The organism is Chimaeribacter coloradensis (assembly GCF_002858715.1).
GTDB classification, from domain to species: Bacteria; Pseudomonadota; Gammaproteobacteria; order Enterobacterales; family Enterobacteriaceae; genus Chimaeribacter; species Chimaeribacter coloradensis.
Genome location: NZ_PJZH01000013.1, coordinates 103718 through 128530, shown reverse-complemented (window position 1 = coordinate 128530; position 24813 = coordinate 103718). Strand labels below are relative to the sequence as shown.

Below are 24813 nucleotides of genomic sequence, written 5' to 3'. Positions count from 1 at the left end.
CTCAATCTGCACTGCTTCAATAATGGCAAACGAAGGATTACAGCTTTTATTCCATCCGACACTTTGGTTGAAGGTATAGCAGGGCAGCAGAGAATCAAGCGTTTTCGCCAGTGCGTCGACAATCTTTCGTTTATCTTCACTTAGCGTATAGCTATTGCTGATAAACAGACCTTCACCTTGAAAGCGTAATGTGCCTTCTTCAGGAATGACATCGACCGGCAAGTCAGGAAACGACCGTTTGAGGTTATTACGTAGCTGATAAAGTAAGTTAAGTCGGGCAGCAGCAGCCTGCGACATATATTGTTCCAGCGGATCGACTTGCTTCAGTAGCGCAATCTCAGCGCGCAGATCTTCAATGGTTTTATCGCGGGTTTGTACCGCCTGTTCGTACTCATCACGTGGGACAGTATTTTTATCGTTGTAGCGGCTGGCAAAAAAAGCGAGCAGCACCATGACAATAAAAAGAAAGCTGACCGTCATGTCTGTCATGGAAACAAAAACGGATTCCTCTTCCTCTTCATGTGAACGCTTACGGCCGACACTGGCTCTCATGACATACGCCCCTGTCTCGGTGCGAAGTTTTCAGCCTGGTCAACAATACTTTGCATTGTGTCCAGCGCAGGCATCAGCTCGGACTGCATTGTTTTCACATGATCGAAGAGTGTTTCTACCGATGTAGCAACTTGCTGTTGATAGCTATCGAACGCCTTACCCAACTTCTCATCAATGTTATCCAGGCGCTCACCCTGGCCGCGTAAAGCCGTAATCAAAGACTGAAGGTTAGTCAGCGTGGATTCAACCGCCCGATGCTGTCCGCCCAACGTTTCCTGAGCCGCAGATAGCGTCATTGCAGACTGCTCAGCATTGGTTTTGGCAGCATTGGCAATAGCAGAAAGACTATTTTCGCTGCTCTCACGCAATTGGCGCGTGCTGACTTCAATGCGCTCTATCATCGCTCGAATCGGATCGGCAGCACTGATCAGTGATTGCGCTGAGGTACGGAAGCTTCCTGATGCATTTTCCGAGGCGACCGCTCCATCTTTAATCCCTTCAGAAGCGCGACGTAGGGCCGTACTTGTCTCTTCAAGCATGCCCATCACGCCTTCTAGTTTTTCCGCAATAGTAGAAAGAGGGGAAAGCAGTTCGTTGCTGGTTTTTTGTGTCATCGCTTCTGTAGCTTTGGTAATTTCCCCAGCAGTATTGCCAAAAGCACTCAGTACTTGTGTTGCAGCCTGGCCTATCGCGTTGCTGGCTTGTGACGCTGATTCAGACATACGTGCCTGAGCTGCTTCAGCCCCCTGTTTAGCTGCAGCTTCGAGTTCGGTACGAATACCTAAAGCGGCAGCTTTCATATCTGCAGCGGCTTCGCCCATCGCACGCGCGCCTTCACCTGTATTGTCTTTAATACCCTGCAAGGTTGAATTCATGGTTGCCAACAGGCTTTCGGCACCCTGATTAAATGCTGATGTTGCTGTATCTGCCGTTTGCTGCATACCATCACGCAACGTTTCCACCGCCTGGCCTAAGCGGCCAATCGCGCTTTCCATCTCATTGCCCATTTTCCCTGAGCTTTGATCCATCCGCTCTGCCAGCAATTTAATCTGGTCTCCTGCCAGGGAAATGCGTTCACTGGCTTGTGCTAAGGCACGACCGACATCTTCAGAAAAGCGAGAGGAAAGGTTTTGTACCATCTCTCCCACCCCATCATTGCCTAATCGGCTGACCTGTTCGATAACCGGCGTAATAGCAGTACTAATGGATTCTGAGATCGCTCTTGGAAGGTCTTCACGTAGTGGACGACCAATTTCAGCAGCCATCTCCAGTCCCAGCTTGCGGAAATGCTCGCGACTCTCAATTGTTGCTTTCAATTGACGAATAGAGAGATCTTCGAGGCTGATATAAGTCAGGCGTTTTTCAATCAAGCTATTAAGGCCATGTACCGCTTTTTCCAAATGTGACGTACCGCGTCTTAAAACTATGGTAAAGACAATCGAGCAGCACAGGCCGGTCAGGGACATGATAAATTTTGCAGAGGCGATGGTAAGCAAGCCTTCTAACGCCGCGCTACCGCCATCATCCAGTGAGGTACTCATCGAATTAAGCGCAGAAATCAGGCCGAGGAAGGTCAGGGACAGGCCTACCGTAACGAATAATCCTGGAACGATACGCCAGAAACCTTGCGTAAAGTGCAGGTCATCCAGATTAAAAAACTGGCTTGGACGGACCGCATTGCGCACTACAAGAGTGCCATCCTGATCGTCGATCACGTGGGTTTCACGATATTCATACCAGGCTTCAGCTACATTTTTTTGTTCTTCCGTTTTATCTGCTGCAGCAATGCTGGCGTCGATTTCAGTAACATGTTGGCTGAACTGATCTTCAGGCGTGTTAGCGAGAATGCTGTGGATACTGCTTAGAGCAGTGCGGCGGCGTTTTACCAGCTTGCGCCAGCGGATAACGGCAAAGCAAAGCGCAGCGACCAGCAGGATAGTTACAAAACCTGGGGCAGCATCATTTTTCAAAATAGAAGCAATAGACAAAATGCCATTACGCACCAGCACACCGGGGGCCAGTAAGAAATCCATCTTTACACCATAAGTAACAAGGAAGAGAAAGGGGTTATTTTATAAGATTACTCTAATAGATTTTTCTACTCTTATCTATTTTTCAACATAGATAGCGTAGTCAAGCCTTTATAGGTGAGTTAATGCTTTAAAATTAGCAACTTGGATGAGGGCGGTGCTTTTCGGGCTTATGATAAGCAGCTAAAAATGTTCGTTTTCACGTTCTTTTGTGATGCCTGAATGGAGTCCCTCTTGAAGCAATTGCTGCTTGTACTCACGCACACGCGCTGTATGATTTTGCCCATCTCATTTAGTTCATCTACCGTTTGCCGTTCCGACAGGTTGTCGACCGCATACGGTAGATTACATATTCAACGCTTTCGCGGAATCCTTATGTCTGATAACAATTTCTCGCAAACTGCTGCCTTTATCTGGTCGGTGGCCGACCTGCTTCGTGGTGATTTCAGGCAATCACAGTACGGCCGCATCATCCTGCCTTTTACGCTTTTACGCCGACTGGAGTGCGTCTTAGCGCCGACTAAAGACGTTGTGGTCAATGAGGCTGAAAAACTGCAAAACATCGCATTGCCGGAAGAGGCAAAAGAGAAGTTTTTGCTGCGTGCCAGCGGGTTGTCCTTCTTCAATACCTCGAAGATGGATCTTGGCAAGATGGGGCAAAACGACATCAAGTCTAACTTGAACAATTACGTTCAATCCTTCTCTAAGGACGCGCGTGAAATTTTCGAGCATTTTAATTTCAGCGAATTTGTCGGACATCTGCAGGAAGCCAATCTGCTGTATAAGGTGGTGAAGAAGTTCGCCACGACGGATCTTAGTCCGCAAAAAATTTCTAACCATGATATGGGCTTAGTATTTGAAGAGTTAATCCGTCGTTTTGCGGAAAGCTCAAATGATACCGCCGGGGAGCACTTTACTCCGCGCGATATCGTGCGTTTAACCACTTCGCTAGTGTTTATGGAAGATGATGCGGCCCTGTCGAAAGAGGGAATTATCCGCACCATTTATGACCCTACAGCGGGGACTGGCGGCTTTCTCTCCTCGGGTATGGAATACGTACATGAGCTGAACCCGAATGCCGTGATGCGCGCCTTTGGCCAAGAACTGAACCCGGAATCCTATGCCATCTGTAAAGCCGATATGCTGATCAAAGGTCAGGATGTCAGCCGTATCAAGCTGGGGAACACCTTGTCAAACGATCAACTTCCCGCCGACCAGTTTGACTATATGCTGTCGAACCCGCCCTTCGGTGTGGACTGGAAAAAAATTGAAGGTGAGATTAACGACGAACACTCGCAAAAAGGCTTCAACGGCCGTTTTGGGCCGGGCCTGCCGCGTGTCTCCGATGGCTCTCTGCTATTCCTGATGCACCTGCTCAGTAAAATGCGCAGCATTCATAATGCTGATGGCTCAGTAAGCAACGGCGGTCGCATCGGCATTATCCTCAACGGCTCGCCGTTGTTTACTGGCGGTGCTGGTAGCGGTGAAAGTGAAATCCGCCGCTATATTCTGGAAGCTGATTTGCTGGAAGGTATCGTCGCGCTGCCAACCGATATGTTCTATAACACCGGGATCGCAACTTACGTCTGGATCCTGTCAAACAAGAAATCCGCAGAACGTAAAGGAAAAGTGCAGCTGATTGATGGCACCAACCTGTGCGGAAAAATGCGTAAATCGCTGGGCTCCAAGCGTAACCTGATGGGTGAAGACGATATCCGGCTGATTACGCAGACTTTTGGTGATTTTAAGGTGGTTGATGCGACTTCGCTGGAAGAGCTTGGTCTGGAAAAAGCACCAGAGCAGAAATCCAACCGCGGCCGCCAGTCGGCCACGGCTAAAACCGAAACGACGAAAACCTTCGCCAGCAAAATCTTCAACAGCACTGACTTTGGCTATCGTCGCCTGACCATTGAACGCCCGCTGCGTTTATCCGCTCAGGTCACGGATGAAGCGATTTCGACTCTGCGCTTTGCGCCGAAGCCGTTTAACGCGCCGATGGAACGTCTGTATGAAGAGTTCGCATCCCAGTGGCAGGAGGAGACCTACGGTGATTTCTCCCAGCTTGAAGCAGAAGCGCGCGCCATTATCAAAGCTGAATTTGCCGAGCTGAAAGAGAAACAGATTAAAGACCTGCTCGACAGCAAACTGTGGCTGGCACAGCGCGGGTTAATGGAAAAGGCACAGCAAATTCAGGCAGCTCTGGGTACGCAGGCGGGTGGTAAAACGCTGGTGAGCAACGACTTCAACCAGTTCTTGCTGACCCTGAAAGGGGCTATCAAAACCGCTGGCATGAAGCTGGATACCAAAGAGAACAAGCAGTTTATCGACGCCATCACCACCAAAAATCCGGATGCCGAGCCGGTGGTGAAGAAGGTGCTGAAGGAAGCCGCTCAGCCGCTGTACGGCGCATTTGAATACAAAGGTAAGGTTGTTGAGTTTGAGCAGGACGGTGAGCTGCGCGATAACGAGAATGTACCGCTGAATCCGGCAATATCTACCAGCGATCTGATTGAAAACTATTTCGAGTCTGAAGTGCTGCCGCATGTTAGTGACGCATGGATCAACGCCGATAAGCGCGATGCGAAAGACGGCGAGGTGGGGATTGTCGGTTATGAGATTCCATTTAACCGCCATTTCTATGTTTATCAGCCGCCACGCCCGCTGGAAGAAATTGATGCCGATCTGGATGCGGTCAGCGCCGAGATTATGAAGCTGCTGCAGGAGGTGCATTCCTGATGGCTAAGTATAAGGCGTATCCGGAGTATAAGGATTCTGGGATTGAGTGGCTGGGGGATATTCCTGAAGGCTGGACTGTAAGTAAAGTAAAATATCTGGCTCCATTTCAGGTTGGTTGGACTCCACCGACTAAAAATGATGCTAATTTCATTGGCGATAATCTATGGGTCAATATTTCTGACTTAAAAGATAAATTTATTTCATCTACAGCAAAATTTATTTCTGATAAAGCTGCGAAAGAAGCATCCATGGATATCACCCCTAAGGGTTCTCTGCTGTATAGCTTCAAGTTATCGGTTGGTGCTGTTTCATTTGCAGGATGTGATCTATATACAAATGAAGCTATTGCATCATTTTTGAGCCATGCTCAACTGCCTCTATCATATTTGTACTATGCACTCCCGATATTTATTATTGAAAATGCGTCTACTAATATCTATGGTGCAAAGATATTAAACCAAGAATTAATAAAAAACTCATTTTTACTTGCACCACCACATGGTGAAGCAGAAAAAGTTGCTAATTTTTTGGATCACGAAATTGCAAAAATCGACAACCTGATCGAGAAGCAACAGCAACTGATTGAACTGCTGAAAGAAAAACGTCAGGCAGTGATTAGTCATGCCGTCACCAAAGGACTAAACCCTGATGTGCCGATGAAAGATTCCGGTGTTGAGTGGTTGGGGGACGTGCCTGAATATTGGCGACTATCTAGTCTTGGCTATTACGCCACGCTTAATACAGGTGCAACACCCGACCGTTCAAACTCTAATTATTGGGATGGAGATGTGCATTGGATTAAAACTGGTGAGGTTAATTATGATGTTATTTTTTCCTCTGAGGAAAAAATAACCACCTCCGCAGTTAAAAATACTTCTGTACGTATTTCACCTCCAGGAACATTATTAATGGCTATGTATGGTCAAGGAATTACCAGAGGAAGGGTGGCAATATTAGGTGTTAATGCAACTTATAACCAGGCTTGTGTCGCAATCTCTTCAGGCACAATGATGTCGAATGCTTATCTGAGGTTTTATTTTATAGCTGGTTATCACGCTATCCGCGATGGTGGTAATGAAACAAGCCAAATGAATTTGAATGCGGATTTAGTTCGAAAGTTTAAAGTGTTAATACCACCATTACCTGAACAAAATGATATCGTCAATTATTTAGATTTTGAATTGTCAAAAATTGATACTATCTTAAAACGAGCAGATTCTGTTATTACTTTGATGCAGGAACGCCGCACTGCCCTTATCTCCGCCGCCGTAACCGGAAAAATCGACGTGCGTGACTGGGTTGCGCCTGAGAAGCATGAAGTTGAGGAGCCACAGGAGACTACCGCATGAGCATGGATAGCACCAAAGAACTGATTTTTCAGGATGAGATGATTGCGCAGATGGTCGAGCGTGGTTGGGTTGTCGGCAAAGCTGATAGCTACGATCGCGAACGCGCTCTGTATTCACAGGATGCGCTGACTTTCGTGCAAGCCACGCAGCCGCTGGAGTGGGAGAAGTTTGCCAAAATCTATCCCACCGACACCGAGCGTCACTTCCTTGATGCGTTGGTGGCGCAACTGAAAAAAGCGGATATCAACGCGACCGATATGCTGTCACGCACTTACGGTACGCTCGGCGTATTGCGTCACGGCATCAAGAGCCATAGCGCACGTTTTTCGCTGTGTCAGTTCAAGCCGGAACATAACCTCAACCCGGACACACTGGCGCGCTACCAACAGAATATCTGCCGTATTGTGCCGGAGCTGGTTTATAGCCCGCACGCTTCAAACGCCGCGTTTGAAGAGACGGGCGTAAAGGCAAAGAAGTGGCGTATCGATTTGGTGTTGTTTGTGAATGGCCTGCCGATTGCCACACTGGAGCTGAAGTCTGAGTTTAAGCAGGCAGTGCAAAACGCTATTACCCAATACAAGAAAACGCGTCTGCCAAAAGACCCCGGGACGAATAAAGCGGAACCGCTGCTGACATTCAAACGCGGTGCGCTGGTGCACTTTGCCGTCAATCAGTATGAAGTATTCATGGCGACCAGACTTGATGGCGATAAAACCTTCTTCCTGCCGTTTAACAAAGGCACCAAAGAGGGTGGTGCCGGCAACGACATCCCGGAAGATGCCAACCAGTACGCCACCAGCTACCTGTGGAATGAGGTCTTGCTGCCGGACAATCTGCTGAAAATTCTCGCCAGCTTTGTGCATCTGCAAATTGAAGAGAAAGAAGACTGGCAGGGGCTGAAGTATAAAAAAGAGAGTCTGATTTTTCCGCGCTATCACCAGTGGGATGTGGTGAACAAACTGATCACGGCGGCGGTTGAAGAGGGTACCGGTAATAAATACCTGATTCAGCACAGCGCGGGTTCAGGTAAATCCAATTCGATCGCCTGGACTGCCCACCAGCTTTCCCGGCTGTACGATGCGAAAGGTGAGAAGCAGTTCCACTCGGTAATTGTCGTCACCGACCGCACCGTGCTGGACGATCAGCTGCAGGATACTATCTACCAGTTTGAGCATCAGGATGGCGTGGTCGGACGCATCAACAACAAAGAAGGCGATGGTTCAAAGTCGGAAAAACTCGCCAGCGCACTAGAAAACTCGCAGCCGATTATCATCGTCACCATCCAGACCTTCCCGTTTGTCTTGAAAGCGATTGAAAACAGCGTCAGCCTCAAGCAGCGTAAATACGCGGTAATCGCTGACGAAGCACACTCGTCGCAAAGCGGCTCCACGGCGCGCCAGCTTAAAGAAGTACTGATGACTGAAGAAGCGGATGACGATGTCGTGATGTCATCAGAAGATATTCTTGATGCGACCGTTGCCGCGCGTAAAGGCAGCAGTAACCTTAACTACTATGCATTCACCGCAACGCCGAAGGCTAAAACGCTGGAGCTGTTTGGCCGTCGCCCTAATCCACTTGAGCCTGCCTCCAGAACCAATAAGCCAGAAGCGTTCCATGTTTACTCTATGCGCCAGGCTATTGAAGAAGGTTTTATTCTTGATGTCCTGAAGAATTACACCAACTACAAGGTGGCCTATAAGCTGCTGCAAAAGCTGGACGATCCGGACCGCGAAGTAGACAGCAAAAAAGCCAAGGTAAAGCTCACTCAGTGGGTATCACTGCATGAGCATAATGTTTCGCAGAAGGTGAAGGTCATCGTTGAGCACTACCGTAAGCATGTGATGCATCTGCTGGGTGGACAGGCTAAAGCGATGGTCGTCACCAGCTCACGTAAAGCGGCGGTGCGCTATAAACTGGCGTTTGATAAATACATTGCAGAAAACAATTACCAGAAAATCAACGCAATGGTGGCCTTCTCAGGGGAAGTTGAGTTTGTTGAAAGCGATCACAACGCGCTCGCGCTGCTGAACCAGAAATTCACTGAAATCAATATGAACCCCGGTCTAAAAGGGCGGGATATGCGCAAAGCCTTTGATAGCGATGATTATCAGGTGATGCTGGTGGCAAATAAATTTCAGACCGGTTTTGACCAACCTAAATTGTGTGCCATGTACGTGGATAAAGCATTAGGCGGAGTAGAATGCGTTCAGACGCTTTCCCGACTGAACCGCACCTATCCGGGCAAAGCAGAGTCAGGAACATTTGTGCTCGACTTCTGGAACGAGCCAGATGACATCCTCAATGCTTTCCAGCCCTATTACCAGACAGCTGAACTCACTGATGTCAGCGATCCACAGCTGGTATTTGAGCTGTTCGATAAACTGCGTACCAGCGGCATTTTTCTGTGGAATGAAGTCGAGCAGTTTTGTGAGGCGTTCTTCACTAAAAACAAATCAAGCGCGGCGATCAGTAATATCTGCAAGCCTGCGGTAGATCGCTGGAAACAGCGTTACATCTCAGCGATTGATGCTTATGTGCTGGCTAAAGAGATGTTTGAGCGCACAAAAAAAACCGGCGACGTGGTGCTGATCACTAATGCAGAAAACACCTTCAAAGCCTGCAAGCAGGAAAAAGACAAACTGGATATCTTCAAAAAAGATCTTGGCAGCTTTGTCCGCTTCTATGAGTTTATGTCGCAGATTGTTGACTATGATGACAAGGACCTGGAAAAGCTAAGCCTGTTTGCCCGACACCTGCGTCCTATGCTGCATGAACAGCGGATTGCAGAAGATGAGGTTGATCTCAGTAACGTGGATATGAGCCATTATCGTTTGTCAAAGCTCCATGAACAGCATCTGAAGCTGCAAGAAGATGCCGAAGAATACAAACTCAAGCCGGGCAATGACATAGGCACGGCAAAGCCTAAGAACCCGAAAGAGGAGTTCCTCTCAAATATCCTAGCGCGCCTAAACGACCTGTTTATTACTGATAACCTTAGCGATAAAGACATGATCAACTATGCCTTCACCGTGCGGGATAAGTTATCTGAAAACCAGGCGGTAATGACGCAGATTGCCAACAACACACGCGAGCAGGCAATGTTGGGTGATTTCCCGAAAGCCATTGATGATGCTGTCATGGACAGTAATGATGCGCATCAGGAGATGATGATGCAGTACCTGTCGAATCCGGAGCTGGCCAGAGGCTTTGCACGCGTAGTGTTTGATATGTTGAAAGGTGCTTAAGGAATGTGGGGCTGATGATAGCCCCACTAAGCTAATTTCATTTTTCATAACCATATTTGCCCATCTGCGATCATACTACTTGCGATCAAAGTTTACTTGCACAGCCCCGCTCTAAATCTTACCCAAAAGACTTGAGTACCAATTGGAGTGCCTCATTTATTAATTAAATTACTGATTTATAATTAATATTTTTTCAAGGCAAAACGTATTATTGATCGCGTCAGTGATCATTACTCTATTAGTGATCACTTGATCACGACAACTTTTTTGATCGTGATCACCAGTGTTGTAATCTTTTTTAGAACATGGAAGCCAGCATGCTATCCATGAGTTTTCTGCTTCTTAAGCATGTGCTGATAGCCGAAACGCAGTTAGGAATCATCCCGCCTCTCGGTAAAAACCTTGGATGGTTACAGCTGATACCCCATCGTTTGTTTTGACTTCTTATGTTTAATTTTATGGGCGTTGAAGTTAACCAGATAACGCCGGGCTGAGCTGAACTTCAGCCCATGCAATTCGCAATACAACTTAACAGGTGCACCGAGGGGCCAGTAAAAACAGTAGTAGCGTTCTATATGCTCGTTCCAGAATGGACTGAAAGCTCTTTGTTTGAGATGTCTTGTAGCACTTTTTTGCTGCAACCTGTTGTCAGATATGTACTTCTCAACTGAAATCCCAAGTGTTTTCTGCTGCTGACGAAACGCGTTACGATGCCAAATCCAAAAGAGTGATCGTGGCAAGTGTAGATTGTTAGTAGACAGCTCTTTCCCTGGCAAAGCGGGTATAAGCCCATAATTTTCGAGCTGTTTAGGTAGTGAAATGCTTTGCTTTAGAGGCTCTTTATCAATACTTGAAAAGCTTTCTTCAGTTTGTAGTTCAGGCCCTGCTGCCCAACTGCCTGCAATTTTCTCCGGTTTAATTTCTCCTGTAATGCGCTTAGGAAACCGAAGGGCTGTTTCATAGCACTTCACTCCAGCAGGCGTATTTTCTTTACTTCTTTTCTTGCCGAGATAACTGACACGCTTCATAAATCCAGCTTGGGAATCAGCATCATTACGGCCAAGCAAGTACCACGGGTTTTGGGGCAACCAGTAAGTACCACCAGTAGCTTTAGCCCATGATTGCGACATAAGGTCCACCAGCGGTGGTGCATATCGGACGTGATGCGCATTCATGATGAGAACGTAGTGGTAGTGCTGAGCTTCTGATTTAACTTGCTCTCGAACCCATGCATAGCTGATGAGTGATTTAGGATATTTCTTGCGTAATGCAGGGATGAGCTGCTGGTGGAAGTGAGTGATAGGACTGTTGTCGGCTGTGTAATGATTGAGCCTGAAATCCATACGAAGTGCGAACAGGCGGCTTGAATGTTCAAAGCATTTATCTTTGAGAGCAAACAGCTTATCCATAATTTTCTTTTCTTGATCTAACTCATTGGGAAGTACATCCCAGACTAAACCGTCATAAACGTACTTATTCATGCTCTGAACAATATTCATTAAACATCCAGCGGGTAAATATTATAAATATCCTGCGTCAGGCTTACCGTAGTTGCGAAGCTAAGCCCTTTGCATACGCGGCTTTACAGCCTTAACCACCTACATTCTTTAGGAGCGAGTACACCAGGTTTTGTTTCATCTGGTTCCGCACCAGAAAGAGAAAAGCAGAGCGGGGGCTCTGCTTTTATTAACGACTCAACAAAGGGAAGTTAGCTGTTTTGCAACCAGCTTTCGTAGACTGAAAGCTGCCAGCCCAAAGTACGGCCAGCACGTTTCAGGGGTTGCGGAAAGTCGCCTTGCTGGACCCAACGGTAGAGAGTAGTACGGCTACAATCCAGCAGTTCCAACATTTTGCTAATGCGGATAAGGGGCTGTGGGGACTGCACTGGATAGATATTCGTGGTATTCATTTGTTCCTCATTAAACCATTTCTCTTCAAGGAGGATTTAAACAAACCAGAATAAATTTTTTTGGGAAGTGAAAGCTAACTTCCCGGTAAGTTAGCTTTACTACTTGATTTCATTATATTTATTTTAATAATTTGATTTGTTTAGCAATCAGCCTCTCGATTGTCTCAACTGCGAGTGGTGGTTCTGCCATATCAGGCCAAAATATAGTCGATTTCTGGTCAAGCAACTTTACTAACGCCCGCGCAGTTGGAAGATTTTTCTTTACGACTTCTACGGTATGGCTGTTCTCTATGTACAGATTGGGAGCATAAATGAGGCTGATGATAGCTTTTAAGATGTCTTCGCGTACAACGGCATTTTTTTCGGTGAGGTACGCTTTTTTGGTTTGGCTCAATCTGGCATTTTCTTTTTCTAATCGAGCATTAGTTTCTTTCAATTTAAAAATTTCTGCTGAATGATCAACAGATAACGGCTTAATAATGGGTAACGTGAGTCCTAAGGCTGCTTCTATGTCTGGCTTAGAATAGCCAAACATTTTCAAAATACTTTGCTGGATGCTTTCATCATGCAGGCTGCTAAGCAACAGCGAGAGTCTTGGCTGCGCATTTTTGCCAACTTCTTCATAGTGCTCACTACGGCCCTCGAAAGTAATGATGCCTTTGCCTACATGAACCAATCCATTACCATTGCGCATCAAAAGCTGATACTTCTCAAGTCGCCTGGTAAGGATGTGGGCAATCGAAGACCAAGTCACTGAAGGCTTTTCATTCTTGAGAGAAGTACAAACGGAATAAAGGCTCACAAAGCATGGGCTTATTTGTTCTTGAGTTTGGGTTTTAGATTCGGCTTCTTCAAGCTCTTCAAATAAATTCATACGCTTTAAGGTCTCATCCCAAAGTGGGGGTTACCAGGTAATTACATCACCCACTACATCACCTGAAAAGCCAGAAAACAAAAAGGACTCAGCCAGTTTCCTGTCTAAGTCCTTGATAAATTTGGTGGCCCCTGTTGGGTTTGAACCAACGACCAAGCGATTATGAGTCGCCTGCTCTAACCACTGAGCTAAGGGGCCGGGCGGCGTGATTATACGGCAGTTATCATCAGCAGGTCTACCTTTGGCCGGCTGGATGACGTTTTTCTGCTCAGAATACGCTGTTGTAATTTCTGAAGGTTTTTGCGATAACCAAAAGAAATGAATCGTTGGGGATCGATATGATTAAGGACATCCTGGCGCCGGAGTTGCAGGTGGTGTTCTGCGGCATTAACCCAGGGTTATCTACGGCGCATCATGGCTACCATTTCGCCAACAGCAATAACCGCTTCTGGAAAGTGATCCATCTGGCCGGGTTTACTGCGCGGCAGCTCCGGCCGGAAGAGGAGCTGCAATTGCTGGATACCGGCTGCGGCATCACCCGCCTGGTGGACCGGCCGACGGTCGAGGCCTCGGAACTGGCTCGGGCGGAGCTGCGGCAGGGCGGGGAGGCGCTGCGGGAGAAGATCCTTCACTATCAGCCGCGGGCGCTGGCCGTGCTGGGTAAGCAGGCTTACAGCAGCGCGTTCGGGGTCAGAAAGGTGGCCTGGGGGCAGCAGCCGGAGAGCATCGGTGACACGGCGGTGTGGGTGCTGCCTAACCCCAGTGGGCTGAACCGTGCCTCTCTTGATGAGCTGGTGGCGGCCTACCACGCCCTTTATCTCGACCTGACGCAACGCACGCCGTAGCCCGCGCGGAACCGCCCGCAGGTCACCCGGCGACGCCCAGCCGGCGCGACCTATGCCTGCCCCAACAGACAGGCATAAAAAAAGCCCCTTACGGGGCTTTTTAATGGCGGCAACCGGGCGATTAGTCGTCCAGGAAGCTGCGCAGCACTTCAGAGCGGCTCGGATGGCGCAGTTTACGCAGCGCCTTCGCTTCAATCTGGCGGATACGCTCACGCGTTACGTCAAACTGCTTGCCGACCTCTTCCAGCGTGTGGTCGGTGTTCATGTCGATACCGAAACGCATACGCAGGACTTTCGCCTCACGCGCCGTCAGGCCGGCCAGCACGTCGTGCGTGGCAGAGCGCAGGCTCTCGGAGGTGGCGGAGTCCAGCGGCAGCTCCAGCGTGGTGTCTTCGATGAAGTCACCCAGATGCGAATCTTCATCATCACCAATCGGCGTCTCCATGGAGATCGGCTCTTTGGCAATCTTCAGCACCTTGCGGATCTTGTCTTCCGGCATCAGCATGCGTTCTGCCAGCTCTTCCGGCGTCGGTTCACGGCCCATCTCCTGCAGCATCTGGCGCGAGATACGGTTGAGCTTGTTGATGGTCTCAATCATATGCACCGGAATACGGATGGTACGCGCCTGGTCGGCGATAGAGCGGGTAATCGCCTGGCGAATCCACCAGGTGGCGTAGGTCGAGAACTTGTAACCACGGCGGTATTCAAACTTGTCTACCGCTTTCATCAGGCCGATGTTGCCTTCCTGAATCAGGTCCAGGAACTGCAGGCCGCGGTTGGTGTATTTCTTGGCGATAGAGATCACCAGACGCAAGTTCGCTTCCACCATCTCTTTCTTGGCGCGGCGCGCTTTCGCTTCACCAATCGACATGCGGCGGTTGATGTCTTTCACCTGCTCGATGGTCAGGCCGGTCTCTTCCTCGATCTGACGCAGTTTTTGCAGGCTGCGCTGCACATCTTCACTGACGTCTTTCAGCTTCTCAGACCACGGCTTGGCCATTGCGACAGCAGCTTCGAACCAGACGTCGCTGGTCTCGTTGCCGGCGAACAGGTTGACGAAGTTCTTCTTCGGCATTTTGCACTGTTCAACGCACAGCTTCATGATGATGCGCTCCTGGGTACGCACGCGGTCCATCATGGAACGCATACTGTTGACCAGGAAATCGAACTGTTTCGGCACCAGGCGGAACTGTTTGAAGATCTCAGAAAGCTTCAGGATCTCTTCAGCGGCGCTGGCGTGGCTGCGGCCTTTGGTCTTGATGACGGTGCGGGTCGCTTCATACTGCTCGCGCAGATCGGTGAATTTCTGGCGCGCCAGTTCAGGGTCGATGCTGTTGTCATCGTCGCTGCTGTCGTCGTCTTCATCTTCATCTTCGTCTTCGTCGTCCAGCTCCTCGTTCGGCAGCTCAGAGCCGACGTGGGTGGCGGTCGGGGCGATATCCTCTTCCGCGTTCGGGTCAACGAAGCCGGTGATCAGGTCGGAAAGGCGGGTTTCGCCGGCTTCCACGCGATCGTACTGTTCCAGCAGGTAGGTAATGGCTTCCGGGTACTCGGCAACCGAGCACTGCACCTGGTTGATACCGTCTTCGATGCGCTTGGCGATGTCGATTTCACCTTCACGCGTCAGCAGTTCAACGGTACCCATTTCGCGCATGTACATGCGCACCGGATCGGTCGTACGGCCAATTTCAGACTCAACGCTGGACAACACCTGGGCAGCGGCTTCGGCCGCGTCTTCGTCGGTGTCGTTGGTGTTTTCGGCCAGCATCAAATCATCGGCGTCCGGTGCTTCTTCCAGCACCTGGATGCCCATGTCGTTAATCATCTGGATGATGTCTTCGATCTGGTCGGAGTCGACGATATCTTCCGGCAGATGGTCATTGACCTCAGCATAGGTCAGATAGCCTTGCTCCTTACCACGGGTGACAAGAAGTTTGAGCTGTGACTGCGGGTTTTGCTCCATAAGACGGTATCCACACTTCAGAGTATTTGGGTTGGTGTCGGTCGGCGGAACCGCCAACGATAACATTTGGGGCGTTTTTGTTGTTGCCGCGGCCCGCTATGGCGGCGTCGTGCAGGGCATCGCCCCGCTATATATCGGCACTTAAGCCGTCAGATGGTCATTTTTTTTTCGCCAGTACCTGGTTGAGAGAGCGAACCTCTTCCCGTTCTTCCGTGCTCAAACCATGCGTCCGGGCGCGCGCGATCAGCGTCTCCAGCCGTTGCTCCAGGACGGAGTCATACAGGCTGGCCAGCGTGTCCACAAATGTTTCCTCAACCATATCCTCTACGATCATGTGGTTCCATGTCGCCAGGATTTCAAGCTGCTGGCTGTATTTATTGTCGCGGTATTGCTCCAGCAACTGGCCGGTGGTCAGGCCCGGTTGGGCCAGGCAGGTCTCCACCAGCTCGACAAACAGGTCAAAGCCTGCCAGCCCGGCTTGTTCCACGCCTTGCAGCGAAGGAATAAGTGTAGCCAGCCGGGGGTTTTGTACCAACAATCCTATCAGTATACGCATTGTCGTGCGTTTTAGCTGAGGCGGCTGGTAGCTATTTGCGCCTTCACCCTGCTTGGGCAGCAGCTTTTCCAGCTGGCTGTCATCCAGGATGCCCAGCTTGTTACCCAGCTGCTGGCGCAGATAAAGACGTAACGTTTCCCCGGGAACCTGCCCGATCAGCGGCAGTGCCAGGGTGCTTAATTTGGCACGCCCGTCAGGGCTGCTCAAATCGACCTGCGGCAGCAGCGTTTCGAACAAAAAAGTAGAGAGCGGCTGAGCCTGCTCCATGCGCTGCTCAAACGCCGCTTTGCCCTCTTTGCGGATCAGGGTGTCGGGGTCTTCGCCGTCAGGCAAAAACATAAAGCGCAGCTGACGCCCGTCAGTCAGGTAGGGCAGGGCGGTCTCCAGCGCACGCCAGGCCGCTTCACGGCCGGCGCGGTCGCCGTCATAGCAGCACACCACGTTGTCGGTGGCGCGGAACATCAGCTGGATGTGGTCAGCGGTGGTCGCGGTGCCGAGCGAAGCCACGGCATAATCGATGCCGAACTGCGCCAGGGCGACGACGTCCATATAGCCTTCCACCACCAGCAGACGGGCCAGCTCCGGGTGGCTCTGCTGCGCTTCATACAGGCCGTACAACTGGCGGCCCTTATGGAAAATTTCGGTTTCCGGTGAGTTGAGGTACTTGGGTACCCCATCGCCCAGCACCCGGCCGCCAAAGGCGATCACCCGCCCGCGCTTGTCACGGATCGGGAACATCACCCGTTCGCGGAAACGGTCATAAACCCGGCCCTGGTCGTTGGTGACGAGCATACCGGCGTCATTCAACGCGGTGCGGCTGTCACTGTTTTTACCAAAGCGTTTCAGGGTGTTATCCCATCCGGCCGGGGCGAAGCCGATGGCGAAATGCTGGACAATCTCCTGGCTCAGCCCGCGCTGTTGCAGATAGTCGCGGGCGACCTGCGCAGTGGGCTGGTTCAGGGCTTGCTGATAATGGGCACTCAGTTGTTCCATCAACTGATACAGGCTCTGGCGCTGATGGCGCTCAAGCTGGGAAGGGCCGGACCCCGCCTCGTAAGGCACGTCCAGGCCATGCATGGTGGCCAGCTCCTCAATGCTTTCGACAAACTCCAGCCTGTCGTAATTCATCAGGAAATCGATGGCATTGCCGTGCGCGCCGCAGCCGAAACAGTGGTAAAACTGCTTCTCGCCGTTGACGGTGAAAGAAGGGGTTTTCTCATTGTGGAACGGGCAGCACGCATGATAGTTCCTGCCCTGCTTTTTCAGCTTCACCCTGGCATCGATCAGATCGATGATGTCAGTGCGCGCCAGCAGGTCATTGATAAATACACGCGGGATTCGTCCAGCCATAAGCCCCTTGCTCACCAGCCTATAAACGACAACAAGCCGCGCATTCCTTTCGGAAAGCACGGCCTTCGTATACAACTACTCAGTCTGCGCGTTTTTCGAAATTAACAAACCACGCTGTGGGGTCGCCCCCGAAAAATTAGTACAGACGAGTGCGGCGTGCGTTTTCGCGAGCCAGTTTCTTCGCGTGACGTTTCACAGCAGAAGCTTTAGCGCGTTTACGTTCGGTAGTCGGTTTTTCATAGAACTCACGACGACGAACTTCAGCTAAAACACCCGCTTTTTCGCAGGAACGTTTGAAACGACGCAGAGCTACGTCGAACGGCTCGTTTTCACGTACTTTAATTACCGGCATGTGCCTCTCACCTCAATAAAATCGGTTTGTCGCTGGCCTGTGGCGCCAGCCATTTTCAAAATGGTGCGGAATTTTACTTCAATGGGTGCTGCTTTGTAAAGCACCGCAGCAAATTGCAATGGGCAGGACGGCCAGCAAATGTGCTCGCTTATGCGCAAGGGGGCGATTATATACCAATCAATCGCCATTACCCGTGATTAATCAACGCCGGGCGTAAATTTCCCCGGTTTTGCCCCTGGGGAAGCGCCGTGCGGGGTACCGGAATGGTGTTGGGCTGCGCCATATAGTGGTAAACTGCGCGCCGCGCCGCCCGCGACGGGGCGCCGAACGAAACAGGTGGAAAAGGCAATGCGTGTATTAGGTATCGAAACCTCCTGCGATGAGACCGGCATCGCAATCTATGACGATCAACAGGGCCTGCTGGCCAACGAATTGTACAGCCAGGTGAAATTGCACGCGGACTACGGCGGCGTGGTGCCGGAGCTGGCCTCGCGTGACCACGTCCGCAAGACGGTGCCGCTGATCCAGGCGGCGCTGAAGGATGCGGGCCTGCAGGGCAGTGACATCGACGCCGTGGCCTACACCGCCGGGCCGGGGCTGGTGGGCGCGCTGCTGGTCGGGGCGACCATCGGCCGTTCGCTGGCGTTTGCCTGGGGCGTGCCGGCGGTGCCGGTGCACCATATGGAAGGCCACCTGCTGGCCCCGATGCTGGAAGATAACCCGCCGTCGTTCCCGTTTGTGGCGCTGCTGGTCTCCGGCGGCCATACGCAGCTGATCAGCGTCACCGGCATCGGCGAGTACCGGCTGCTGGGCGAGTCCATTGACGACGCCGCCGGCGAAGCCTTTGACAAAACCGCCAAGCTGCTGGGGCTGGACTACCCCGGCGGCCCGATGCTGTCGAAGATGGCGCAGCAGGGCCAGGCGGGGCGCTTCACCTTCCCGCGGCCGATGACCGACCGCCCGGGGCTCGATTTCAGCTTCTCCGGCCTGAAGACCTTTGCGGCCAACACCATCCGCGGCAATGAGTCTGACGACCAGACCCGGGCGGACATCGCCCGCGCCTTTGAGGATGCAGTGGTGGACACGCTGGCGATCAAGTGCCGGCGCGCGCTGGATGAAACCGGCTTCTCCCGGCTGGTGATGGCAGGCGGCGTGAGCGCGAACCGCACCCTGCGCAGCCAGCTGGCGCAGATGATGCAGAAACGCAACGGGGAGGTGTTCTACGCGCGCCCGGAATTCTGCACCGACAACGGCGCGATGATCGCCTATGCGGGCATGGTGCGGCTGAAAGCGGGGAATACCGGCGGGCTGGGCATCACGGTGCGGCCGCGCTGGCCGCTGGCGGAGCTGCCGCCGGTCTGATGGGCTGACCCCTGCCGCGCACGCCAGGAAACGGTACGCCAGGAAAACAGCACGCAAAGAAAAAGCGCCGGGCATCTGCACCGGCGCTTTTTTTATCTTTCCCCGGCGCAGGGCCGGGGGGAAGAGGGGTCAGAGCTGCATATCGGTCGCGGCTTTGGCCTCAACCTTGCTCTCGCTGGCCGGCACCACGTCTGCCGGGGAATCCTGCGGGATCATCGGCGGTGGGGTCAGTTGCAGCGTCTGGCTGGTCACCTGCCACTCCTGCTCGGTCAGCTGCGGGTTACCGTTCAGCTTCTGGCCGTAGGTTGGGATGATTTCACGCATCTTCGCCTGCCAGGCCGGGGTGGCCATCTTGTCTTTGAACGCTTTCTCCAGCAGGTTCACCATGATAGGTGCTGCGGTGGATGCGCCCGGAGACGCGCCCAGCAGGGCTGCCAGGGTGCCTTCTTTGTCGCTTACGATCTCAGTACCGAGACGCAGCACGCCGCCTTTCTCTTCATCTTTCTTGATGATCTGCACGCGCTGGCCTGCCTGCCACAGACGCCAGTCTTCTTTACGCGCCTGCGGGAAGTACTCCTGCAGCGCCTTGAAGCGGTCGTCGTCAGACATCATCAGCTGGCCGGCCAGGTATTCCACCAGCGGGAACTCGTCGATACCCACATGCATCATCGGCACGATGTTATGCACGGTGGTGCTCTTCGCCAGATCCCACAGCGAACCCTCTTTCAGGAACTTGGTGGAGAAGGTAGCGAATGGCCCGAACAGCACAACACGTTTGCCGTCCAGCATACGGGTATCCAGGTGCGGAACCGACATCGGCGGGGAGCCGACAGAGGCTTTGCCGTAGACTTTCGCCAGGTGCTGGTTCGCCACTTCCGGGTTCTCGGTCACCAGGAACGAGCCGCCCACCGGGAAACCGGCGTAGTTTTTGCCTTCCGGAATACCGGATTTCTGCAACAGCGGCAGAGAAGCACCGCCCGCCCCGATAAAGACGAATTTCGCATCAATGGTGTGCTCTTCGCCGTTATTTTTCAGGTCAGCCACGGTCACGTGCCAGCTGTTGTCCGGGTTGCGTTTCAGATCGCGCACTTCCGTGGAGAGATCCAGCGTGAAGTTTTTCTTCTGTTGCAGGTTGCCGACGAACTGGCGGGTGATCTCGCCGAAGTTAACGTCAGTGCCGATCGGCATCCAGGTCGCCGCGACTTTCTGCTTCGGATCACGGCCATTCATGACCAGCGGGATCCACTTCTGGATCTCTTTCGGATCGTCAGAATACTGCATGCCCTGGAACAGGGTGCTTTTCTGCAGCGCCAGGTAGCGTTTGTGCAGGTAATCGACGTTCTCTTCACCCCAGACGAAGCTCATGTGCGGCGTGGAGTTAATAAAGGAGTGCGGGTTTTTCAGGACGCCCTGTTTAACCTGGTGAGTCCAGAACTGGCGGGAGATCTGGAAACCTTCATTGATCTCAACCGCTTTGGCGATCGCAATTTCGCCGTTCTCTTTTTCCGGCGTGTAGTTCATTTCTGCCAGGGCAGAGTGACCGGTGCCGGCATTATTCCAGCCGTTGGAACTCTCTTTAGCCACACCATCCAGGCGCTCGACCATGGTCATTGACCAGTCAGGCTCCAGCTCACTCAGATAGGTGCCCAGGGTGGCGCTCATAATACCGCCGCCGACTAACAGGACATCCACTTTCTGGTTTTCCGCTGCGTGCGCGAGCGTGCTGCTGAGCAGGACGGATGAGCACAATAAAGCAACAACTTTCATCTTCATTACGACTACCTTGCCAGAACTTATTCAGGGAATAGATTATTTATCAATAACATGAAAACGCCCCTCGTCGCTGGAGGAGCCTTTTGAAGATATGATAATGACTAAGCAAATGTGCAACCTTTATGCAACGCGGCGGAATATATCATTTAACAGCGGTTTAATTAAAGCCTCTTTCTCAGGAATTGGCGCGATAAGTCAATAACCCTTCAGTAACGCCTTGTTATTAACCTTGAGCAACCTGCGGAACTTAAATCAAATCATGTCAGGCGGCAGAATAAATGTGCGTAATAACGCCGGAAAGCGGTGTGGAAATAAACCGCAAAGTAAAAAGGGAAATAGGGCAGACTGAATGGAAGAAAAAAAGGAAATAAGAAGCGGAGACTATTTCAAGGTTAATGACATGTTAAATTAATGTAATAATTAACAAGCCGGAAATAACACGATCGTCCGGCCTGCAACATTATTCGTCAGTGTAGAGCCGGTCAAGGGTCTGCTGCCAGACAAACGGCGTTAACTGCGCATAGGTGAGATCGCGCGCCGCCAGGGCGTCGGCCAGTCCCTGCTGGGTCTGCGCGGTGGCCTGGCTCATGGCGGCGGGCACCTGCACATCCTGCAGGGTTTTCACCACCTCCTGCATCTCCTCGGCGCGGCGTCGGCCATGCTCCGCTACCCGGCTGATCAGGTAGTGCGGGAACTGCGCGTTCCAGCCGAGGGAAGGGAAGCTGGCGTGCAGCGAATCAAGCACCGCCTGTTCAACGCCATACCGGCGTGCAGCGCTCAGGCACTCAGTGGTCAGTGCTTCCAGCCCTTTGATCATTACACTGCGGCACATTTTAATGGCGGACGCCTCGCCCACCTCCCGGCCCCAGACCCGGCTGTTAAAACCCAGCCCATTCAGCAGCGGGCCGATTTCCTCTGCCCGTGGGCCGCCAATCAGCAGCGGCGTCGCGAGGCGCTGCGGCGGCACCGGGGCCATCACCGCCACGTCGAGGTAATCCGCGCCATGCTGTTCGACCTGCGCGGCAGCAGCGCGTTTGGTGTTGGGGGCCACGGAGTTGAGGTCAAGAAACACCTGCCCGGCAGTCAGCAGCGGGGCGCACTCGGTGGCCACGCCCAGCGCATTGGCGGCGGTAACCGTGGAGAAGACCAGCGCCGCGCCGCGCAGGGCATCCGCCAGTGACAGGGCGGGGCGCACGCCGCAGCGCGCCGCTTTGGCCAGCATCGCGTTGCGTGTCCCGCCCAGCAATTTGATGTCCCAGACGGTGACCTGCACGCCGCGCGCCTGTATCTCTTCCGCCAGAATGGCCCCGGCTTCGCCGAAGCCTACCAGCGTCACATGGGATAGCTTCATGATGTCGCTCCTTCACCCGGCCACACCGCAGCCGGAATCAATACATTGCCGTCAACGATCAGCCGGGCGGTGCGCAGCAGGCCGCAACCGGCCAGCTGTTGTTGTGCATCCAGCCGCAACAGCACGCTGAACTCGCCGCCCGGGTGCTCCACGCTCAGCCGTTGCGGGTTTTGCCCCGTGTTCAGCTGCGCCAGCCCCTCTGCCACGCTGCCGGGGATCAGGCAGGCGCTGGCGACGCTCACCGCGCCCAGCACCCCGATGGAGGCGTGGCAGCGATGCGGGATAAAGGTACGGCTGGAGATCGTGCCGCCCTGGCGCGGCGCGGCCAGCAGCGTCATTTTCGGCACCGTGCGTTCACTGACGTCACCGAGGTTCATCTTCGGCCCCATTTGCAGGCGAATCGACTCCAGCCGCTGTTTCAGCTCACTGTCGGCGTCGAGCTGCTCGCGGCTCTCGTAGCCGCTGCGATCCAGATCGGCGGCACGCACCAGCACCACCGGCATCCCGTTATCGATGCAGGTCACCTCGATGCCGTCAACGCGGTCACGGGCCGCGCCGGTCGGCAGCAGCGCGCCGCAGCTCGACCCGGCGATGTCGCTGAAGTTCAGCACCACCTCGGCGGCGGTGCCGGGCACGCCGTCAATGTGCAGATCGCCGTCATAATTGACCGCGCCATCCGGTGTGGCGACCTGGGCCACCGCGATCTGGCCGGTGTTCTCCATGAAAATGCGCACGTCGGTCACGCCCTGCCGGGGAGCCACCAGCCCGCGCTCAATGGCGAACGGGCCAACGGCGGCGAGGATATTGCCGCAGTTCTGGCCGTAATCCACTACGGCTTTATCCACATTTACCTGGGCGAACAGGTAGTCCACATCGGCGTCCGGCCGTTCAGAGCGCGCCACAATCGCGACCTTGCTGGTCAGCGGGTCGGCACCGCCGAGGCCGTCGATCTGGCGCGCATCGGGAGAGCCCATCACCGCCAGCAACACGCGGTCACGCAGCGCAGGGTCGGCGGGCAGATCGGCGGCCAGGAAACAGGCCGCTTTCGAGGTGCCGCCACGCATCAGCAAACAGGGGATCCGGCGCTGGCGCATCTTACTCCTCCACCTCATCCAGGTTGTCGACATAGCGTAGCCCCTTCTCCGCCAGGCGCGGGCGCATCTGGTAGATGTCCAGCCCCAGCTCCCCGGCGGCCATACGGGCGCGTTTGCCCTCTTCAAGCGCCGCGCGTTTGCGGCTGGCTGCGGCCACATCTGCCGCCCCGGCGTGGCGCACCACCACGACGCCATCATCATCCGCTACCACCACATCACCGGGGTAAATCAGTTGACCGGCGCACACCAGCGGCACGTTAACTGAGCCGAGCGTCTCTTTGACGGTGCCCTGGGCATAGACAGCACGTGACCAGACGGCGAACCCCATCTCGCGCAGGGTGCGGGTGTCACGCACCCCCACATCGGCGATCAGCCCGCGCACGCCGCGTGACTGGAGTGAGGTCGCCAGCAGGTCGCCGAAATAGCCGTCACTGCACGGGGAAGTGGGCGCAACCACCAGCACATCGCCTGGCCGGCACTGCTCCACCGCCACATGGAACATCCAGTTGTCGCCGGGGGCCACCAGCACAGTGACGGCGCTGCCGGCGATGCCGTGATCCTGCTGGATCGGGCGGATCGCCGGGTCCAGCAGCCCTGTGCGCCCCTGCGCCTCATGCACCGTCGCCACGCCGAACTCTGCCAGCGTGTCGATCACCTGCCGATCGGCGCGGGGAATACGGCGCACGACCACACCGCGTTTGCCGATATCACTCATGCCAGATCCTCCGTCACGCGCGGGAAGATGCTCTGATAGCCTTCGCCATAGATGATGTCGCGGCTGCTGGTGATGCCGACGTTGCGTTTGGCCTGCACGCCGCGCTGCTGCGCCACCCGGGTGTAGTATTCCCACAGGTGCTCCTGCCCGGCCATGCACTGGATCGCCTGGTATTTCTTGTCCCAGACGGAGGTGATGTCGAGCAGCACATCCGGCTTCCAGTCACACTGTTCCGGCTGGTGCGGTTCGAAGCAGTAGACCGGCGGCGCGCCGACGATCGGCTCACCGGGGCGGTAACCTTCGGCCTGGGCGATGATGCGCGCCTCCTGCGCCAGGTGGGTCGCCAGCGGGTGATCGTAGTTGTAGGGGTCTTTCAGCGAATGGGTCAGCACAACGTGCGGCTGCACGCGGCGGTAGACGTCCGCCAGGCGGAACAGCGCCTCTTTGTCGGCCCGCAGCGGGTAGTCGCCCATGTCGAAGAACTCAATGCTGGCCCCGAGGATCTCCGCGGCCGCGTTGGCCTCTGCCCGGCGCGCCTCTTTGACTTTCTCTTCCGTCATGTTGCCTTTGCGCCACAGCTTGGCGGACTCGCCGCGCTCGCCAAAGGAGAGGCAAACCACATGGACATCGTAGCCCTGGGCATGGTGCAGGGCGATGGCACCGCCGGCGCGCCAGACGAAATCGGCAGAGTGGGCGCTGACGACCAGCGCGCTTTTTTTCAACGTTGCATTGCTCATGATGACCTCCGGGTTTTTTT

General features: G+C 53.4%; 17 protein-coding genes, 1 tRNA gene and 1 pseudogene. 5 read left to right on the top strand and 14 right to left on the bottom strand.

Features of this window, described 5'->3' with window-relative positions; all coding sequences use genetic code 11:
- Together CYR32_RS13660 and CYR32_RS13655 are read right to left on the bottom strand one after the other, a co-directional pair.
- Positions 1-552 (bottom strand): annotated as a pseudogene (locus CYR32_RS13660) (OmpA family protein); the annotation flags it as partial.
- Positions 549-2585, bottom strand: a complete 2037-nt coding sequence (locus tag CYR32_RS13655) for a hypothetical protein (RefSeq protein WP_101825289.1) — start codon at positions 2583-2585, stop codon at positions 549-551. The pseudogene CYR32_RS13660 and the gene CYR32_RS13655, both read right to left, overlap by 4 nt.
- 372 nt (positions 2586-2957) lie before the next feature.
- Between CYR32_RS13655 and CYR32_RS13650 the strand changes: the two genes are divergently transcribed.
- The 3 genes from CYR32_RS13650 to CYR32_RS13640 are packed head-to-tail and all read left to right on the top strand — an operon-like array spanning position 2958 to position 9912.
- The gene (locus CYR32_RS13650; RefSeq protein WP_101825286.1) at positions 2958-5318 is read left to right on the top strand and encodes a type I restriction-modification system subunit M; all 2361 of its coding nucleotides are present in this window, start codon (positions 2958-2960) and stop codon (positions 5316-5318) included.
- On the top strand, positions 5318-6667 hold the full coding sequence (locus CYR32_RS13645) for a restriction endonuclease subunit S (RefSeq protein ID WP_101825283.1): 1350 nt from the start codon (positions 5318-5320) through the stop codon (positions 6665-6667). The genes CYR32_RS13650 and CYR32_RS13645 overlap by 1 nt, the downstream gene beginning before the upstream one ends.
- Positions 6664-9912, top strand: coding sequence for a type I restriction endonuclease subunit R (locus CYR32_RS13640; protein ID WP_101825282.1), 3249 nt, complete (start codon positions 6664-6666; stop codon positions 9910-9912). Before CYR32_RS13645 ends, CYR32_RS13640 begins: the two co-directional genes overlap by 4 nt.
- A gap of 410 nt (positions 9913-10322) precedes the next feature.
- Here the strand turns inward: CYR32_RS13640 and CYR32_RS13635 are convergent, their stop codons facing one another.
- The 4 genes from CYR32_RS13635 to CYR32_RS13620 form a co-directional block, all read right to left on the bottom strand.
- A complete protein-coding gene (locus CYR32_RS13635) occupies positions 10323-11411 on the bottom strand; it encodes a YagK/YfjJ domain-containing protein (RefSeq protein WP_101825280.1) in 1089 nt (362 codons plus the stop codon).
- 209 nt (positions 11412-11620) lie between these two features.
- Complete coding sequence (locus tag CYR32_RS13630) at positions 11621-11821, bottom strand: helix-turn-helix transcriptional regulator (RefSeq protein ID WP_101825278.1); 201 nt, start codon at positions 11819-11821, stop codon at positions 11621-11623.
- Positions 11822-11939: 118 nt separating this feature from the next.
- The gene (locus CYR32_RS13625; protein WP_146000700.1) at positions 11940-12695 is read right to left on the bottom strand and encodes a hypothetical protein; all 756 of its coding nucleotides are present in this window, start codon (positions 12693-12695) and stop codon (positions 11940-11942) included.
- A gap of 122 nt (positions 12696-12817) precedes the next feature.
- Positions 12818-12893: transfer RNA gene (locus CYR32_RS13620), tRNA-Ile, on the bottom strand.
- 140 nt (positions 12894-13033) lie between these two features.
- Here CYR32_RS13620 and mug point away from each other — a divergent pair.
- Positions 13034-13540 carry a G/U mismatch-specific DNA glycosylase gene (gene mug / locus CYR32_RS13615; RefSeq protein WP_101825273.1) on the top strand — a complete coding sequence of 169 codons (507 nt, stop codon included), beginning with the start codon at positions 13034-13036 and terminating at the stop codon, positions 13538-13540.
- A gap of 121 nt (positions 13541-13661) precedes the next feature.
- Here mug and rpoD read toward each other — a convergent pair whose 3' ends face one another.
- The 3 genes from rpoD to rpsU all read right to left on the bottom strand — a co-directional run bounded on the left by rpoD (position 13662) and on the right by rpsU (position 17761).
- Positions 13662-15503 (bottom strand): RNA polymerase sigma factor RpoD, encoded by a 1842-nt coding sequence (rpoD, locus tag CYR32_RS13610; protein WP_101825270.1) that lies wholly within the window; start codon positions 15501-15503, stop codon positions 13662-13664.
- 157 nt (positions 15504-15660) lie between these two features.
- Positions 15661-17409 (bottom strand): DNA primase, encoded by a 1749-nt coding sequence (gene dnaG / locus CYR32_RS13605; RefSeq protein WP_101825310.1) that lies wholly within the window; start codon positions 17407-17409, stop codon positions 15661-15663.
- Between the two features lie 136 nt (positions 17410-17545).
- Positions 17546-17761: a 30S ribosomal protein S21 gene (rpsU, locus tag CYR32_RS13600; protein ID WP_001144069.1), complete on the bottom strand. Its 216-nt coding sequence runs from the start codon at positions 17759-17761 to the stop codon at positions 17546-17548.
- A gap of 348 nt (positions 17762-18109) precedes the next feature.
- On the opposite strand from rpsU, the gene tsaD reads away from it, so the two are divergent.
- Positions 18110-19123, top strand: a complete 1014-nt coding sequence (gene tsaD / locus CYR32_RS13595) for a tRNA (adenosine(37)-N6)-threonylcarbamoyltransferase complex transferase subunit TsaD (protein ID WP_101825268.1) — start codon at positions 18110-18112, stop codon at positions 19121-19123.
- Between the two features lie 129 nt (positions 19124-19252).
- On the opposite strand, the gene mqo is transcribed toward tsaD, so the two are convergent.
- From mqo to galB, 5 genes are all read right to left on the bottom strand, one after another.
- Entirely contained in the window at positions 19253-20896 is a 1644-nt protein-coding gene (gene mqo / locus CYR32_RS13590; protein WP_101825266.1) for a malate dehydrogenase (quinone), read from the bottom strand.
- Positions 20897-21356: 460 nt separating this feature from the next.
- Positions 21357-22247, bottom strand: a complete 891-nt coding sequence (locus CYR32_RS13585) for an NAD(P)-dependent oxidoreductase (RefSeq protein ID WP_101825263.1) — start codon at positions 22245-22247, stop codon at positions 21357-21359.
- Positions 22244-23341, bottom strand: a complete 1098-nt coding sequence (locus CYR32_RS13580; protein WP_101825261.1) for a 4-oxalomesaconate tautomerase — start codon at positions 23339-23341, stop codon at positions 22244-22246. Before CYR32_RS13580 ends, CYR32_RS13585 begins: the two co-directional genes overlap by 4 nt.
- A gap of 1 nt (position 23342) precedes the next feature.
- Complete coding sequence (locus CYR32_RS13575; RefSeq protein WP_101825258.1) at positions 23343-24056, bottom strand: 4-carboxy-4-hydroxy-2-oxoadipate aldolase/oxaloacetate decarboxylase; 714 nt, start codon at positions 24054-24056, stop codon at positions 23343-23345.
- Positions 24053-24793: a 4-oxalmesaconate hydratase gene (galB, locus tag CYR32_RS13570; RefSeq protein ID WP_101825309.1), complete on the bottom strand. Its 741-nt coding sequence runs from the start codon at positions 24791-24793 to the stop codon at positions 24053-24055. Before galB ends, CYR32_RS13575 begins: the two co-directional genes overlap by 4 nt.
- Between the last annotated feature and the right edge of the window lie 20 nt (positions 24794-24813).